Raw genomic sequence first — 15,586 nt, forward strand, 5'->3', positions numbered from 1 at the left:
TTTTTCTTGTATCATTTTAGTGTAATCAACATGATAAGAAGGGAACACGAATGGATCGAAAGGCAAGAAGAAAATATATTGAACAAGTGGTTAATGATCGTAAAATTGAAACGCAAGAAGAATTGCTTAAGTTTTTAACTGAGGCGGGTTTCGAGACGACACAAGCAACAATTTCAAGAGATATTCATGCGTTGAATATCGTTAAAGCAAATGATGGCGATGGTCATACCCATTATGTTCAACTTCATGTGACACCCGAACATAATTTTGAACGATTATATCAAGGAATTCATGATAATGTGCGGACAATTGAAACTGTTCAATTTATGAACGTGATCAAAACTGCACTAAATTCTAGTTATGCGACGATTTTGGCTGGAATGTTTGATGAACTTGATATTCCGGAAGTTGTGGGCACACTTGCTGGAAATGACACCTTGATTATCATTAGTAAAGATAATGATGATGCTAAAATGGTTTATGACTTAATCATTCAACACATGCATTCATAAACTGCATAGGAGGGATATTTATGGATGAACAAAAGAAAGGTATTGGTAGAGGCGAATTGATCGCCTTAATTGTAAGTTCATGTATCGGTACCGGAATATTTGGTATTACTAGTGATGTGGCAGCGGCGGCGGCACCAGGTCCTGCCCTGTTAGCTTGGATTTTTGTTGGAATTGGTTTTTTGATGTTAGTTCTCTCGCTAAATAATTTATCTGAAAAGCGACCAGATCTTACTTCAGGGATTTTCTCATATGCTGGTGCCGGTTTTGGGCCATTAGGTGAATTTATTTCTGGATGGTCTTACTGGTTATCCGCATGGCTGGGAAATATTGCTTTTGCCACCATGTTGATGAGTTCAATTGGAACGTTCTTCCCAACCTTTAAAGGTGGTCAAAATTTACCATCGATTATTATTGCCATCATCTTCTGTTGGCTATTAACAATCTTAGTTAACAATGGTGTTGAAAGTGCATCTTTTGTTAACATGATTGGAACAATCTGCAAGGTTTTACCATTAGTTATCTTTATTATTATGATGGTTGTTTGCTTCAAGGCTGGGATGTTCACAGCAGATTTCTGGGGCCGAGTTGCCAATAATGCTTCTCACGGCACTACAACTGGGTCTGTTTGGGAACAAATGAAAGGTACCCTAATGACCTTAATTTGGGTATTTATCGGTGTTGAAGGTGCTTCTGTTATGGCAAGTCGGGCAAAGTCCCTTACAGCCGCTCGTGAAGCTTCTCTCATCAGTTTTGGTCTTTTAGTAGTTATCTATGTATTAATTTCAATTTTACCTTATGGTGCATTAACTCGGGCAGAATTAGCCGGCATGGGACAACCAGCTATTGGTCATGTTCTTCAAGCAACCGTTGGTAGTTGGGGCTCAATTTTAATCAATGTTGGTTTAATCATCTCAACAATTGTTTCCTGGCTTTCTTGGACAATGCTCCCAGCCGAAACAACAATGTTAGTTGCCGATGATAAGGCAATGCCAAAAATCTGGGGAAAGGTTAATGCCAAAAAAGCACCAACTGCTTCCTTGATGATTACAGCGGTATTGCAAACAATCTTCTTGTTCTCATTGCTTTTCACTGATAAAGCCTATGAATTCGCATATTCCTTATGTAGTGCAGCAATTTTATTCTCATACTTATTTGTTGGACTTTACCAAATGAAATACAGTTCTGCACACCAAGAATGGGGACAATTTACAATTGGTTTGCTCTCTGCTGCATTCATGTTCGCATGTATGTTCCTTGCTGGATGGCAAGAAGTCTTATTAGTTTCAATTAGTTTTATTCCTGGATTCTACATTTACTACTTAGCATGTAAAGAAAATAATCGTAAAGTTACAACTGCTGAAAAGTGGACAATGGCGCTAATTTTAATCCTAAGTGTTATTGCAATTTGGCTTGTTGCTAATGGAACTATTGCCATCGGCTAGGTAAATAATGTATAATTATTCCACATTTCAAGAATATTTATAAGTGAGGTGATTAAGGTGAAGGAAAAGAAGTTAAATCTCTTCCTCTTAATCACCTTAATTGTAGGAACGATTATTGGTGGTGGGATTTTTAATAGTCCGACCGATTTAATTTTGAAAGCAAATCCAATGGCTGCATTAGTTACCTGGTTAATTGGTGGCTTCGGGATTTTGATGCTAGTACTAGTTTTTTACAAGCTTTCTGTTATTAAGCCGGAGATGAACGGTGGAATTTATACTTATGCAAAAGAAGGCTTTGGTAACTATATTGGTTTTAACTCCTTTTGGGGATATTGGATGGGAGCAGTTTTTGGTAACATTGCCTTTATCTCGCTCTTTTTTAAGACCTTAAATAGTATGCTCGGGACGCATCAACTTTCGCCATTAATGTGTTTTATCGGGGGCTCAATTATTCTGTGGGGATACACTGCGATTACATGGTTTGGTGTCCGCGAGGCAAGTATCCTTAATGCCGTCATTACGATTATTAAGATCTTACCGCTTTTATTAGTTGTTATTGTTGGTGTCTTTGCATTCCAGCCGCATATTTTTAATGTTCCTGATTGGACAAACATTCTTGCCGTTAATCAAACGCAAGTCCCATTTAAAGACCAGATTAGTGGTGCGATGAGTACTATTGTGTGGTGTTTTGTTGGGATTGAAGCAGCTGTTTCAATGTCACGTCGGGCAAAGCAGCCACGTGATGTGGGGTTAGCAACGATTATTAGCTTTGTAATTGTATTGGTCCTCTATATTTCAATCTCTATTATTCCAATGGGGATTCTACCTGCTAAAGAACTTAGCCAGACTTCAGTTCCACTGGCAGCAGCGCTTAGTCATACAGCATTAGGAATAGTAGGGAGTCTTATTATTAAAATTGGCTTACTGATTTCTCTATTAGGGGCATTATTAAGTTGGTTTATGATTGGACCAGAAATTGCATACGTAACCAGTTATGATCGGGATATGCCGCGAGCATTTAAACTTGTTAATCGCCATGGTGTTCCTGGCTTTGCATTAATTGTATATACAATTATTATGCAAGTATGTTTACTAGTTTTACTGCTTCCACAGCTTCAAATGGCCTATACAATTGCATATACTTTAGCTGCGACGATGACCTTAGTTGCTTACCTGCTCTCTGCGTTATATGGGTTGAAGCTAGCAATTAGCGAAAAAATGGGCCTTGGCTTTAAGATTATTGCTACGTTAGCTTCTCTTTATTCCGTCTATATGTTAGTTGCTTCGGGACTTGAATATGTATTTGCAAGTGCGATTATTTTTGCGCTAGGAATACCATTATTTGCCGGGGCTCCTAATAAAATGAGTAAGAAAGAAAGGTGGTTAGCAACAATTATTGCCTTAGCAGCTGTGATTGCGCTGATGTTGATTATTACTGGAAAGATTAATTTTTAAAAATTAAAAGGGATGAGGTTAGAAGGAATTTTTACTTTCCTTCAATCTCATCCCTTTTTGTATTCTAATCTTCGCTAGTCATCTTACTTTTCATGTTATCCATTCGCCAGACAACATAGGTTTCAATCAATGTGATTAGGCTTACCCATAAAATCGTGAAATTTGATGAAGTAAGAAATAGTAAGATGATTAAAATCCAAGATATCCAGTTCCAACGACGCTCCAGACGGATAACTTTGGCAAAGCGTGGTGGGATTCTAGTTGGATTTTGAATGGCTAGTGCTTGTAGTTGGGAGAAAAGACGGACTTCCCAAAAACTTTCTAGCAAAAAAATAATGGTAAATACAAATGTTATGGTTTGGTTCACTGTTTGTCACCTTAATTAAAATGTAGGTTTAATTTTTAGGGCTTTTTGACTGCTTAAGTCGGCATCGGGGTATTTATGCTCAAGAGCTGCTAAAAGAATCTTTTTAGCAATCTCACCATTTCTTGTAAGAATGGGACCGTGGAAATAAGAGCAATAAGTGTTTTTATAGATTGCTCCTTCGGTATGATCTTCACCGTTATTTCCATTACCAGAAATTACTTTACCAAGCGGACGCTCACCTTTTCCTAAGAATGTGCGGCCGTTGTGATTTTCAAAGCCATGGTACTCTTGATTGCTTTCTTCGTTTTTGATGGTAATATCTCCAATGAACCGGTGATTGTCTTGACTTAAAGTATAGTGATCAAGGATTCCAAGTCCCGGAATCTTTTCGCCATCAGCACCGATATAATAGTGGCCGAGAAGTTGATAACCTCCACAAATAGCAAGCAGCGGCTTTCCATCATTAATAAACTTGTCAATTCCTGCTTTTTTGTTTGGAAGATCTTTGGAGACAACAAGTTGTTCGTAATCTTGTCCACCGCCGAAAAGAGCTAAATCAAAATCTTGTGGATTAAAGTCGTTGTCGATACTAATGACTTTGACATCAATATCGGCATCCATCTGTTTAGCGTAATATTGAAGGGCGATAATATTACCGACATCACTATAAGTATTTAATAAATCGCCGTAGAGGTGGGCGAGGTGTAAGTGATATTTTGCCATTAGTCCATTCCTCCTTTAATATAGCCCTTTTCTGCTAGTTGTTTCCGCAATTGCAGAACGGCTGTATATGTTGCCAGAATATAGACGTGTTCAGTTGGCATTTCCTTGATTTTATCAATTACCTGGGTAAGGTCCGGTTCATGCCACATATCTTTTACGCCAGCCATTGTTAATCTAGTGGTAATATCTTTATACCGTTCTCCTCCAGTCATGTATTGTGGGATTTGATGTTGGGTAAGTTTTTCAAAGTCGCCGTCCCAGATCCAGCTAGTATCAATTCCATCAGCATAGTTAGCATTTAGTAAGAAGGCAAAGCTAAAGGGCTTGTCATCTGTCTCAATCATATCCAAAACCTGATTAAGGCCAACTGGATTTTTAACTAAGATCAAAGTAACTTGTTTTCCATCTATATTAATGACTTCTTGGCGGCCAAAAACTCGTTCATCTGATTCAAAAGCATCTTTAATTTGTGCTTGGCTCACTCCGAGAAAACGACCAAGAGAGTAAGCCGCAAGAGCATTATAGATGTTATATAAACCACCGATTCCGATGGTGTATTTTTGCCCATCAATTTCAAAAGTTGAATGCGTGGGGGTAAGCTTATCAATTTTGGTAACAGCATACGTTAATTCTGGTCGATGGAAACCACAATTTGGACAGAAGTAGTTGCCTAGCCCGGCATAAGTTCGCATTCGATACTTTAGAATGTGTTGACATTTAGGACAAAGGAGACCATCAGTGTTAGCTGGGGCGTTGAAAGGCTCTTTTTCTTCGTGGTTAAAGCCATAATAAATGATTGGGTTAGGCAAGTCTTTGCTGTTAAAGAGCTGTTCATCCCCGTTAGCAATGATGGTTGCTTTCGGTGCTAATTTAACCCCCTTTAAGATCTTGTTATAAGTGGTGTAAATTTCACCATAACGATCCATTTGATCACGGAAAATGTTGGTGAAGACAAAGGCAATTGGGGTGATGTATTTACATACTTTAACTACATTGGCTTCATCGACTTCGAGGACGGCCAGCCCTTTTTTCTTTGGACGGGGGGCCGTAATAAAGGTAGTTACGATTCCTTGCTCCATGTTGGAACCAGTCGGATTAGTAAGAACCTGGTCATACTTTTCTCGTAAAACTCGTACGCTTAATGCGGTGGTTAATGTTTTTCCATTGGTCCCTGTTACAATAACAAGGTCGTACTTTTTGCTAAAGGCTTGGAGAATATTTGGATCAAGCTTTAAGGTTAGTTTTCCTGGAAGGGAACTTCCTCCGTTCATAAAAGTATGGAGGAACCAATAGCTTGACCGCCCGGCAAATTCGGCAAATGAACTTCGAACTGTCATGAATATATGTATTCCTTTCGTGTCAATTGTAAGTGATACAATAGTGATGATTAAAATTACCGTTTAATTCTAAACTTTACGATAACAAAAAGAAAGTTATTAAACTGAAATTATTATAAGATTAAAGTTATTCAATGTAAAAAACTCTTTCCTAATGTAGAAGTATTTAAATGACACAAATTTTTGGATATAATGAAGAGTACTATGCAAACAAAAAGGGGCAATTGTAGTGGCACAACTATTCTTTAAATATGGCGCGATGAATTCTGGTAAGTCAATCGATATTTTGAAGGTTGCTCATAACTATGAAGAACAAGGGAAGCCGGTTGTCTTAATGACGAGCGGCGTTGATGATCGTTCTGGTCGAGGCATCATTGCTAGTCGAATTGGCTTAGAGCGTAAGGTAAAACCAATTATGGATGATACCAATATTTACGATTACGTTAATAAGATGGACCGTAAGATATATTGTGTATTGATCGACGAAGCACAGTTTTTAAAGAAAGAGCATGTCTTACAATTAATCAAAATTGTTGATGAGCTAAATATTCCGGTAATGGCTTTTGGACTAAAGAATGACTTTCGGAATGAATTATTTGAAGGTTCAAAATATTTACTGATTTATGCTGACAAAATTGAAGAGATGAAAACAATTTGTTGGTTCTGTCCTCACAAAGCTACGATGAATTTACGGATTCATAATGGCAAGCCAGTATATGAGGGAGAACAAGTCCAGATAGGGGGAAATGAATCATATTACCCAGTATGCCGGAAGCACTATTTTCATCCCCAATTAAAACAATAGGAGGAATAACCAAGAATGGAAATGGAAGAAATTTTCGATAAGCTTCAAGCGGTTGCTGATCGTTACGATGAACTAAATGAATTGATCAGTGATCCAGAAGTAATTGCCGACTCACAACGTTTTATGAAGCTTTCAAAAGAAGAAGGAAGCTTACGTGAAACGGTTGAAAAATATAATCAATATAAAAAAGTTACCCAAACGATTAGTGATGATGAAGAACTATTACGTGAAACGAATGATGATGACTTAACCGCCTTAACTAAAGAAGAGTTAGCAGAAGCACGAGAAGAACAAGCACAGTTAGAAAAAGAGCTTGAAGTCTTACTAATTCCGAAAGATCCTAATGATGATAAAAATATTATCATGGAAATCCGTGGAGCTGCTGGAGGAGACGAAGCAAGCCTCTTTGCTGCTGACCTTTATAACATGTACCTTCGCTATGCTGAAAAGCAAGGCTGGAAAGTAGAAGTTGTGGATCGAAATGAAACTGAAGTCGGTGGCTTTAAGGAAATTGCCTTAATGATTACTGGGGATAAAGTTTATTCTAAGCTTAAGTTTGAGAACGGTGCGCATCGTGTTCAACGAGTTCCTGTTACTGAATCTGCTGGACGTGTCCATACGTCAACTGCGACGGTTGGGGTAATGCCAGAAGCTGAAGACGTAGATGTGGACATTGATCCAAAAGATATCCGGGTTGATGTTTACCGTTCAAGCGGTGCCGGTGGTCAGCACGTTAACAAGACTTCATCAGCTGTTCGAATGACCCACTTGCCAACAGGGATTGTTGTTGCAATGCAAGATGAACGTTCACAACAGCAAAACCGGGCTAAGGCAATGCGGATTTTGAAGTCACGGGTTTATGATTATTACCAACAACAAGAACAAAGCGCCTATGATCAAAAGCGGAAAGACGCGATTGGGACAGGTGATCGTTCAGAACGAATTCGTACTTACAACTACCCACAAAACCGAGTAACAGATCACCGAATTGGGTTAACATTAAACAAGCTTGATAAGATTATGGCTGGTGACCTCGATGAAATTATTGAAGCATTGATTGTTGCCGACCAAACGCAAAAGTTGGAGCAATTACGGAATGAGTAGTTTCGTACCGACCAACTATTTTATGGCTCAGCGATGGGCAAAAGAACAATTACAAGGAAAAGATATTGATCCAAGTGCCCCCCAGTTTTTACTTCAGCAATCACATGGTTGGGATGCGACTCACTTACTTTTACATAATCGTGATGAGATGCCGGCTGACGAAGTAGACTGGTGGAAGGATGCCATAACAAGATTGCTTAATCATGAGCCTGCTCAATATATTGTTGGGCAGGCCCCATTTTATGGACGAACTTTTAAGGTTAATAAAAATGTTTTGATTCCAGAAGCTGAGACAGCAGAGTTAATCGATTGGGTGTTGCAAGAAATGCCATCTCGTCCATTGAAGGTCCTTGATTTAGGAACGGGGAGTGGAGTGATAGGCATTACTCTTGCACTTGAACGGCCAAATTGGCATGTAAGTTTAAGTGATATTTCACCCGCTGCACTTGCTGTTGCTCAGGAAAATATGGCTAAGTTTAACCTGGAGTTGCCGTTAATTAAAAGCGATTTATTTGAAAATATTGATCAGCAATACGATTTAATTGTGACTAATCCGCCTTATATTGACCCGGACGATACTGGTGAAATTGATCAAGCAGTCCTTGAAAACGAACCAGCCTTAGCCCTATTTGCTAATGAACGTGGGTTAGGATTCTATCATCGCTTATTTAAGCAAGCAGGGCAGTACCTAACTACGACTGGTCAAATATTTGGCGAAACTGGTTATGATCAAGAGGAGTCAATTCAAGAATTACTACATCAAACCGATGAACACGCACAGATATGCCCACGACATGATGTGGCAGGAAAAATGAGGATGATACACGCATGGGATTTTTCAAACGCAGGAGGAAGATAGTAAGAATGGATACGAAGATTTTTCGACATGGTGAGATTGCCCAAGCAGCAGCTGCGATTAAGCGCGGTGAATTAGTGGCTTTTCCAACCGAAACTGTTTATGGGTTAGGGGCTGATGCAACCAATGAAAAAGCCGTTAAGAATGTTTATTTAGCAAAAGGGCGGCCAAGTGATAATCCATTGATTGTTCATGTTAACTCCATCGCAATGGTTGAAAAGTATGCTGCCGAGATTCCTGATAATGCCCGAAAGTTGATGGATGCATTTTGGCCTGGTTCTTTAACCATTATCTTGAAGATTAAGAAGGGCGCACTTTCAAAAACCGTCACAGGTGGTTTGAAAACTGTCGCCTTTCGTTACCCTGACTGTCAACCAACCCTTGATTTAATTGAAGAAGCTGGTGTTCCGATGGTGGGACCATCTGCTAATACTTCTGGGAAACCGAGCCCGACTACTGCTCAACACGTTTATCATGACTTGCATGGTAAGATCTCTGGAATTGTGGATAATGGTCCGACACGGGTAGGAGTTGAATCCACTGTCCTTGATATGTCAACAGACCACCCTGTAATTTTACGTCCTGGTGCTGTTACGAAGAAGGACATTGAAAAAGTGATTGGATCCATTGACCTTAATCATCATAAAGTAGGCAAAAATGAAACTCCTAAAGCACCCGGAATGAAATACAAGCACTATGCACCTAAGGCCCAAGTATATATTGTTGATGAAGATACTGATTGGGATAAAGTTGTTGAATGGATACGACAACAGCCATTTGACGTTGGGATGATGGCTGAAGAAAAAGTCCTTCAACAAGAAGTATTGCCGATGAACGCTATTCAATTTTCATTAGGAAAGAATGTTCAAGATGCCAGTGCTCGTCTATTTGATGGCTTACGGCAATTTGATGACCAGCCTAATGTTAAAGCGATTGTCACTCAAGCATTTCCAGCTCATGATTTAGGGGGCGCATATATGAATCGGTTAAATAAGTCTGCTGGTGGTATGCACTTTGATAGTAATGCGGTAAAATAATAAGGGAATCTAGTGGAAGAGGTACCACTCCCTAATTAAAATCTCAATAAAATAATAAAGAGACTGAGGCGGATTCCCAGCCTCTTTATTTATAACCAGAGGAGATGTTGTAAATGAACTATGGTAAAAAATCACCCCAATTATGGGCAGCCATTGAAAATGAAGAACAACGCCAGCAAGATACGATTGAGCTCATTGCTTCCGAGAATATTGTTTCAGATGCTGTTCGTGAAGCGCAGGGATCAGTTCTAACAAATAAGTATGCTGAAGGATATCCTAATAAGCGGTATTACGGTGGTTGTGAGTTTATCGATCAAGTTGAACAATTGGCAATTGATTATGCTAAAAAGTTATTCAATGCAGCATATGTTAATGTTCAACCTCATTCCGGATCACAAGCTAATATGGCAGTTTATCAAGCACTCCTCAAGCCCGGAGATGTGATTTTAGGGATGGGGATGGATGCTGGTGGGCACCTAACTCACGGAGCAACGGTTAATTTTAGCGGAAAACTATATAAGACGTATGGCTATGGCTTAAATCCAGATACTGAAGAGCTTGATTATGATGAAATTATGGCTTTAGCTAAGAAAGTAAAACCACAATTGATCGTTGCGGGAGCGTCTGCCTATAGTCGGATTATTGATTGGCAGGCATTTCGCAAGATTGCTGATGAAGTTGGGGCTTACTTGATGGTTGATATGGCTCATATCGCCGGATTAGTAGCAACTGGTACCCATCCAAGTCCGCTTCCAATTGCTGATGTCGTTACTACTACTACTCATAAAACTCTTCGGGGCCCGCGGGGAGGAATGATCCTCTCTAAATCGACTGAGTTAGGACGGAAAATTAATTCAGCGGTTTTCCCTGGAATCCAGGGTGGACCGTTGGAACATGTGATTGCGGGTAAAGCACAAGCATTTTATGAAGATTTGCAACCAGAATATGCGGAATATATCCAACAAGTTGTAAAAAATGCTCAAGCAATGGAAAAAGTATTTAATACTAGTAAACAGATTCGGGTGGTTTCAGGAAAAACTGAAAATCACCTTCTCGTTCTGGACCTTACGAAGACTGGTTTAACAGGAAAAGATGCGCAAAATCTCCTTGACCGTGTTCACATTACAACCAATAAAGAGGCTATTCCGAATGACCCACGAAGTCCATTTATTACAAGTGGTTTACGAATTGGGACTCCTGCTATTACTAGTCGCGGATTTAAGGAGGAGGATGCGCAAAAAGTTGCGGAATTAATCAGTACAGCTTTAACTAATCCCACCGATGAAGAGCGGTTACAAGAGGTCGCAAAAGGGGTACACGAACTAACCACAAAGTATCCGCTTAACTAAAAAATTAGAACATAAAAAGTTGTTAAGATCCTTTGTCATGACTTGATTTTTTTGGTAGAATAGTGAAGAAATTCAAAGGAGTGTATAGAGGCATGGGTAAATTTGAAGTGTTAGATCATCCATTGATTCAGCACAAGCTAACAATGATTCGGGATAAAAATGTTGGGACAAAGTTTTTCCGGGAAACGGTCAAAGAAATTTCAACTTTAATGGCTTATGAAGTTGCACGCGACATGCCATTAAAGGATGTTGAAATTGAAACGCCAATTGCTAAAACGACCCAGAAAGAATTGGCTGGTAAAAAGGTAGCGATTATTCCAATTCTTCGGGCCGGAATCGGAATGGTGGATGGGATGACGGACCTTATCCCAGCAGCTAAAATTGGTTTTATCGGAATGTACCGGGATGAAGAAACCTTAAAGCCACATGAATACTTTGTTAAGTTACCTAATGATATTACAGAACGGCAATTATTCATCGTCGACCCAATGCTGGCAACTGGTGGTTCAGCAATGATGGCAATCGAAGCCTTAAAGAAGCGTGGTTGCTCAGAAAAGAACATGAAATTTGCTTGCTTAGTTGCAGCCCCTGAAGGAGTTAAGGCTGTGCGCGACGCTTATCCAGATGTTGATATTTATACAGCAGGACTTGATGATCATCTTAATGAAGATGGATATATTGTTCCTGGGTTAGGCGATGCTGGTGACCGTCTTTTTGGTACTAAGTAGATTATTAAGGATTAAAAGCATGATCTGTAGAAAACTTTTTAGCTTTCGCAAATCTTGCTTTTATTTTTTATTTGTGTTGAAAAGGCTTTCGCTTATAATAGGTACTATACCAGAAAAGGGGAATTGATTAATGGAGACCCAAATTAATGGAATTGCAGCCAGTGATGGAGTGGGAATTGCACCTGCTTACTTATTGACGAAGCCTAATCTTAGTTTTGAAAAGTATCATATTAGTGACCCCGATAGTGAAAAAGCGAGATTACACCGTGCTTTTGAGAAGATCATTCAGAAACTAAAGGAAACCAAAAAGAAGCTTGTTGATAAACTTAATGCAGAAGATTTGACAATTTTTGATACTCATATTGCAATCCTAAACGATCCGGAAATGATTAAACAAGTTGAAAACCGGATCACAAATCAACGCTTAAATGCAGAATCGGCTTTTGCAGAAGTAATTACTAAGATGATCAAAACCCTTCAGGCGATGACTGGGAATGAATATATGCAAGAGCGGGCATCTGATTTTCAAAATATTCAAGACCAGGTTTTAGCAGAGTTAGAAGAGAAGAAGCTCCCTAATTTGCGCGAATTAGATCACCCTGTCATTGTAGTTGCCCATTCGATTGGTCCGGCCGATACTTCACAGATGGATGGCCGCTTTGTTAAGGGAATTATTACTGATTTGGGTGGGCGGACTAGTCACGCAGCGATTATGGCTCGTTCTTTACAGATTCCAGCAATTGTTGGGTGTAACGACATAACCAAAAAGGTGCAAAATGGCCAACGAGTAATTGTTGACGGCTTTGAAGGCAGTGCAATTGTTGAACCATCAACAAATGATGTTAAACAATACCAAAAAATTGCTGATAAGTTTATGAATGTCCGTCAGCAATGGAAAAAAATGATTAACCAGCCCTCAGCAACCGCCGATGGTCAACGGTACAAGATTTCAGCTAATATTGGTTCTTCAGTGGATATTTCGTCAGCAATAGAAAATGGTGCTGATGGTGTTGGCCTATTTCGAACTGAATTTCTTTATATGAAAAGTGACCACCTCCCAACCGAAGAAGAGCAGTTTAATGCTTATCGCCGAGCTGTTGAACAGTTAAATGGGAAACGGTTAGTGGTTCGGACCTTAGATATCGGTGGCGATAAACCACTTCAATTTATGCCCTTACCCAAAGAAATGAATCCATTCCTTGGGTACCGGGCTATTCGGATTGCTCTTGATCAACCAGAAATGTTTAGGACTCAGCTGCGGGCCTTACTCCGCGCATCCGAGTTTGGGAAGATTAATATTATGTTTCCAATGATTACCACGCTTGAAGAATTACGAGCAGCTAAGAAAATCTATTATGAGGAGCAGCAGAAATTAGCTGTCGATCATCCTGGGATTGGCCGTGATGTCCATCTTGGGATAATGATTGAAGTGCCATTAGCCGCGTTAAATGCTGATCGCTTAGCTGCAGAAGTTGATTTCTTTAGCATTGGAACTAATGATTTAATCCAATATTGTTTTGCGGCTGATCGTGGTAATGATTCAGTTTCGTACCTTTACCAGCCGCTGAATCCAACTTTTTTAAAATTAATTAAGCACATTATCGATGCTGGGCATGCTCATGATACAACTGTGGCGATGTGTGGAGAAATGGCAGGAGATCGCTATGCCTTGCCACTATTAATCGGGATGGGATTGGATGTCTATTCGATGAGTGCCAGTTCTATTTTACGGACACGTTCAATGATGAAACAATTAGACAGCAAAAAATGTCAGAAACTCTACCAACAGGCTGTTACAACTTGTGATTCAATGACCGGTGTGAAAAAGTTAGTTCAAGATTGGTTGGTAGCAAACTAAAAAGGATTTAGGAAAAGTAAAGATTTTTCTTAAATCCTTTTTTTGTTGCTTGTTAAGAGTAAAATGGCAATAGTTTTGCTGTACTAAGGGGATGTAAAGTTGTGATTAAGCAATACTGGACAAAGCAAAGAATCTGGTTGTTAATTTTTTTAGTGGTTGTTGGAATTGGTGCTCTCTTATTTACCAGCCATAATGAACAGTTTTATCAACAACCAATTGCTAAAGTAATCAGCGAAAAAACGGTGAATAGGCAAAGGGTAAAAGACCAGTTTGATAATGTTGACCATCAATATAATCAACAACTCCAAGTAAAACTAATGAATGGTAAATATCGTGGGCAAGAATTAACAGTCCAAAATACATATAGCGATTCGCAACCGATGGATCAACGTTATCGGGCAGGGAATGAAGTGTTTTTAACCCAGCTTCGTAAACGAGGCGGAAAACTAACCGCCAATGTTAACGGTTATAAGCGGGACACAGTAATCGTCTTTTTACTTTGGCTTGTTGTCTTGATGCTGCTTCTCCTTATGGGACGTTCAGGGCTGTTTGCATTCTTAAGCGTAGTAATTAATGCTCTTTTGTTTATAATTGCAATTGAGATTGACTTAAAGCAAAATGGTCAGCATATCATGCTGCTTTTTAGTGTTCTTGCCATAATTTTTACGTTTATTAGTTTATTATTAGTTCTTGGTTTTAGTAAAAGGATGCTGGCGACTTTTGCGGCAACAGTTATTGGAACATTTGTTGCCTTGGGAGTAAGTATGCTTGTATTTATGTGGACGCATGAACGGGGGATTTACTATGAATCAATGGAATATGTTACGCAAGTTCCTCGACCGCTTTTTTTAGCTGAAACATTGTTGGGGTCTTTAGGAGCAGTAATGGATGAATCAAGCGATATTATCGCCACTCTTTTTGAGTTAAAACAGCTAAATCCCGCTGTTACCCGCAAACAGTTATTTATCTCTGGGCGTAATGTTGGTAAATCAATTATGGGACCGTTAATAAATGTTTTGTTTTTAATTTTTATGGTGGATACCTTTACCGGTAGTCTTTTGTATATCAAAAACGGCAACTCATGGGGATATACTTATGCAATGAATATGAGCTTAGGGACTATTCAGAGCCTGATCAGTGGGATTGGAATTGTCCTTTCAGTTCCCCTTGTCAGTCTATTTGGGGCATTATTATTAGGGAAGAAGGTGCAAAGATGACGACAATTACGGGCCTTGGCTTAGTATTGTTAATTTTGATGGTCCTTGTGGGAGGAAAACAGGGCTGGACAGCTTTTTTAAGCTTGCTTCTTAATTTTGGCTTTTTATATTTTGCAATTATTTTAGTCGCGTTTCATGTCCCTCCGTTATTTGTAACGGTGACTATTGGGATTACAATTTTGGCAATAACCATTTTCATGGGAGAGGATGATTTGCGGACAACCGTGACAGCCTTTTATGCTTCCCTCAGCGTGTTATGTTTAATTTTAGTGCTGATCTTTATTGTCGAGCACTGGGCAATGGTGCAGGGCTTTGGAACAGAAGATAGCGATGAGTTAGAAGGAATGTCAATTTTAATTGGAATTAGTTATTTCAAAGTTTCTGTTACTACGACTATTTTGAGTTCGCTCGGCGCAATTGCAGAAGCGGCAATGGCGATTTCCTCTGGCCTTACGGAAATCCTTGAGAATCATCCCGAAAGAACTAATCGTCAATTAATTCATAGTGGGATGGCAATCGGGCAACAGATTATTGGAACAACATTTAATACGCTTTTCTTTGGCTTCTTCGGTGGATTCTTAGCACTATTTATTTGGTTCTTAGGTCTCCACTATTCCTTTGGTACAATTATGAATAATAAAATTTTTGTGGCAGAAATGATTGAAATTCTGATCTCTTTCATTGGGGTGCTGATCACTGTTCCCATGACCGCTTGGGTGATGACAAAGCGGCGTAAATCAGTTATTGACAATCATCCTAAAACAAAGTAATATACGAATAACTTATAAATAGACCT

General features: G+C 39.3%; 15 protein-coding genes. 12 read left to right on the forward strand and 3 right to left on the reverse strand.

Translation table 11 applies throughout. The features are described from left to right. Positions 1–50 precede the first annotated feature (50 nt). Genes LREU_RS02340 through LREU_RS02350 form a run of 3 tightly spaced genes read left to right on the forward strand, consistent with a single transcriptional unit; the run spans position 51 to position 3,409 of the window. The gene (locus LREU_RS02340) at positions 51–512 is read left to right on the forward strand and encodes an arginine repressor (RefSeq protein WP_003667541.1); all 462 of its coding nucleotides are present in this window, start codon (positions 51–53) and stop codon (positions 510–512) included. 20 nt (positions 513–532) lie between these two features. Next, the gene (locus LREU_RS02345; RefSeq protein WP_003667542.1) at positions 533–1,954 is read left to right on the forward strand and encodes a basic amino acid/polyamine antiporter; all 1,422 of its coding nucleotides are present in this window, start codon (positions 533–535) and stop codon (positions 1,952–1,954) included. Between the two features lie 48 nt (positions 1,955–2,002). Then, positions 2,003–3,409, forward strand: coding sequence for an amino acid permease (locus tag LREU_RS02350; protein WP_003667543.1), 1,407 nt, complete (start codon positions 2,003–2,005; stop codon positions 3,407–3,409). Between the two features lie 64 nt (positions 3,410–3,473). On the opposite strand, the gene LREU_RS02355 is transcribed toward LREU_RS02350, so the two are convergent. The 3 genes from LREU_RS02355 to LREU_RS02365 are packed head-to-tail and all read right to left on the reverse strand — an operon-like array spanning position 3,474 to position 5,836. Continuing rightward, a complete protein-coding gene (locus tag LREU_RS02355) occupies positions 3,474–3,776 on the reverse strand; it encodes a hypothetical protein (protein WP_003667545.1) in 303 nt (100 codons plus the stop codon). Positions 3,777–3,791: 15 nt separating this feature from the next. Further along, complete coding sequence (locus LREU_RS02360; protein ID WP_003667546.1) at positions 3,792–4,499, reverse strand: type 1 glutamine amidotransferase; 708 nt, start codon at positions 4,497–4,499, stop codon at positions 3,792–3,794. After that, positions 4,499–5,836: a Mur ligase family protein gene (locus LREU_RS02365; protein ID WP_003667547.1), complete on the reverse strand. Its 1,338-nt coding sequence runs from the start codon at positions 5,834–5,836 to the stop codon at positions 4,499–4,501. Before LREU_RS02365 ends, LREU_RS02360 begins: the two co-directional genes overlap by 1 nt. Before the next feature lie 229 nt (positions 5,837–6,065). Between LREU_RS02365 and LREU_RS02370 the strand changes: the two genes are divergently transcribed. The 9 genes from LREU_RS02370 to LREU_RS02410 all read left to right on the forward strand — a co-directional run bounded on the left by LREU_RS02370 (position 6,066) and on the right by LREU_RS02410 (position 15,560). Beyond that, positions 6,066–6,641, forward strand: a complete 576-nt coding sequence (locus tag LREU_RS02370; protein WP_003667548.1) for a thymidine kinase — start codon at positions 6,066–6,068, stop codon at positions 6,639–6,641. A 21-nt stretch (positions 6,642–6,662) separates the two neighbouring features. Continuing rightward, complete coding sequence (prfA, locus tag LREU_RS02375; RefSeq protein ID WP_003676159.1) at positions 6,663–7,745, forward strand: peptide chain release factor 1; 1,083 nt, start codon at positions 6,663–6,665, stop codon at positions 7,743–7,745. After that, positions 7,738–8,604, forward strand: coding sequence for a peptide chain release factor N(5)-glutamine methyltransferase (prmC, locus tag LREU_RS02380; protein ID WP_003667550.1), 867 nt, complete (start codon positions 7,738–7,740; stop codon positions 8,602–8,604). The genes prfA and prmC overlap by 8 nt, the downstream gene beginning before the upstream one ends. Before the next feature lie 5 nt (positions 8,605–8,609). Beyond that, the gene (locus LREU_RS02385) at positions 8,610–9,638 is read left to right on the forward strand and encodes an L-threonylcarbamoyladenylate synthase (RefSeq protein WP_003667551.1); all 1,029 of its coding nucleotides are present in this window, start codon (positions 8,610–8,612) and stop codon (positions 9,636–9,638) included. Positions 9,639–9,751: 113 nt separating this feature from the next. Next, complete coding sequence (gene glyA / locus LREU_RS02390; protein ID WP_003667552.1) at positions 9,752–10,987, forward strand: serine hydroxymethyltransferase; 1,236 nt, start codon at positions 9,752–9,754, stop codon at positions 10,985–10,987. Between the two features lie 92 nt (positions 10,988–11,079). Beyond that, positions 11,080–11,715, forward strand: coding sequence for a uracil phosphoribosyltransferase (gene upp / locus LREU_RS02395; RefSeq protein ID WP_003676152.1), 636 nt, complete (start codon positions 11,080–11,082; stop codon positions 11,713–11,715). 130 nt (positions 11,716–11,845) lie between these two features. Then, positions 11,846–13,573, forward strand: coding sequence for a phosphoenolpyruvate--protein phosphotransferase (ptsP, locus tag LREU_RS02400; RefSeq protein ID WP_003667554.1), 1,728 nt, complete (start codon positions 11,846–11,848; stop codon positions 13,571–13,573). Between the two features lie 101 nt (positions 13,574–13,674). Further along, positions 13,675–14,790 (forward strand): YibE/F family protein, encoded by a 1,116-nt coding sequence (locus tag LREU_RS02405; RefSeq protein ID WP_003667556.1) that lies wholly within the window; start codon positions 13,675–13,677, stop codon positions 14,788–14,790. Continuing rightward, positions 14,787–15,560 carry a YibE/F family protein gene (locus LREU_RS02410; protein ID WP_003667557.1) on the forward strand — a complete coding sequence of 258 codons (774 nt, stop codon included), beginning with the start codon at positions 14,787–14,789 and terminating at the stop codon, positions 15,558–15,560. Before LREU_RS02405 ends, LREU_RS02410 begins: the two co-directional genes overlap by 4 nt. Positions 15,561–15,586 lie beyond the last annotated feature (26 nt).

Source organism: Limosilactobacillus reuteri subsp. reuteri, assembly GCF_000016825.1.
GTDB lineage: Bacteria > Bacillota > Bacilli > Lactobacillales > Lactobacillaceae > Limosilactobacillus > Limosilactobacillus reuteri.

Bases quoted from the DNA above. Each gene is read 5' to 3' on its own strand.
- LREU_RS02340 (WP_003667541.1), top strand. From the start codon at position 51: ATGGATCGAAAGGCAAGAAGAAAATATATTGAACAAGTGGTTAATGAT.
- LREU_RS02345 (WP_003667542.1), top strand. From the start codon at position 533: ATGGATGAACAAAAGAAAGGTATTGGTAGAGGCGAATTGATCGCCTTA.
- LREU_RS02360 (WP_003667546.1), bottom strand. From the start codon at position 4,499: ATGGCAAAATATCACTTACACCTCGCCCACCTCTACGGCGATTTATTA.
- LREU_RS02365 (WP_003667547.1), bottom strand. From the start codon at position 5,836: ATGACAGTTCGAAGTTCATTTGCCGAATTTGCCGGGCGGTCAAGCTAT.
- prfA (WP_003676159.1), top strand. From the start codon at position 6,663: ATGGAAGAAATTTTCGATAAGCTTCAAGCGGTTGCTGATCGTTACGAT.
- prmC (WP_003667550.1), top strand. From the start codon at position 7,738: ATGAGTAGTTTCGTACCGACCAACTATTTTATGGCTCAGCGATGGGCA.
- LREU_RS02385 (WP_003667551.1), top strand. From the start codon at position 8,610: ATGGATACGAAGATTTTTCGACATGGTGAGATTGCCCAAGCAGCAGCT.
- glyA (WP_003667552.1), top strand. From the start codon at position 9,752: ATGAACTATGGTAAAAAATCACCCCAATTATGGGCAGCCATTGAAAAT.
- upp (WP_003676152.1), top strand. From the start codon at position 11,080: ATGGGTAAATTTGAAGTGTTAGATCATCCATTGATTCAGCACAAGCTA.
- ptsP (WP_003667554.1), top strand. From the start codon at position 11,846: ATGGAGACCCAAATTAATGGAATTGCAGCCAGTGATGGAGTGGGAATT.
- LREU_RS02410 (WP_003667557.1), top strand. From the start codon at position 14,787: ATGACGACAATTACGGGCCTTGGCTTAGTATTGTTAATTTTGATGGTC.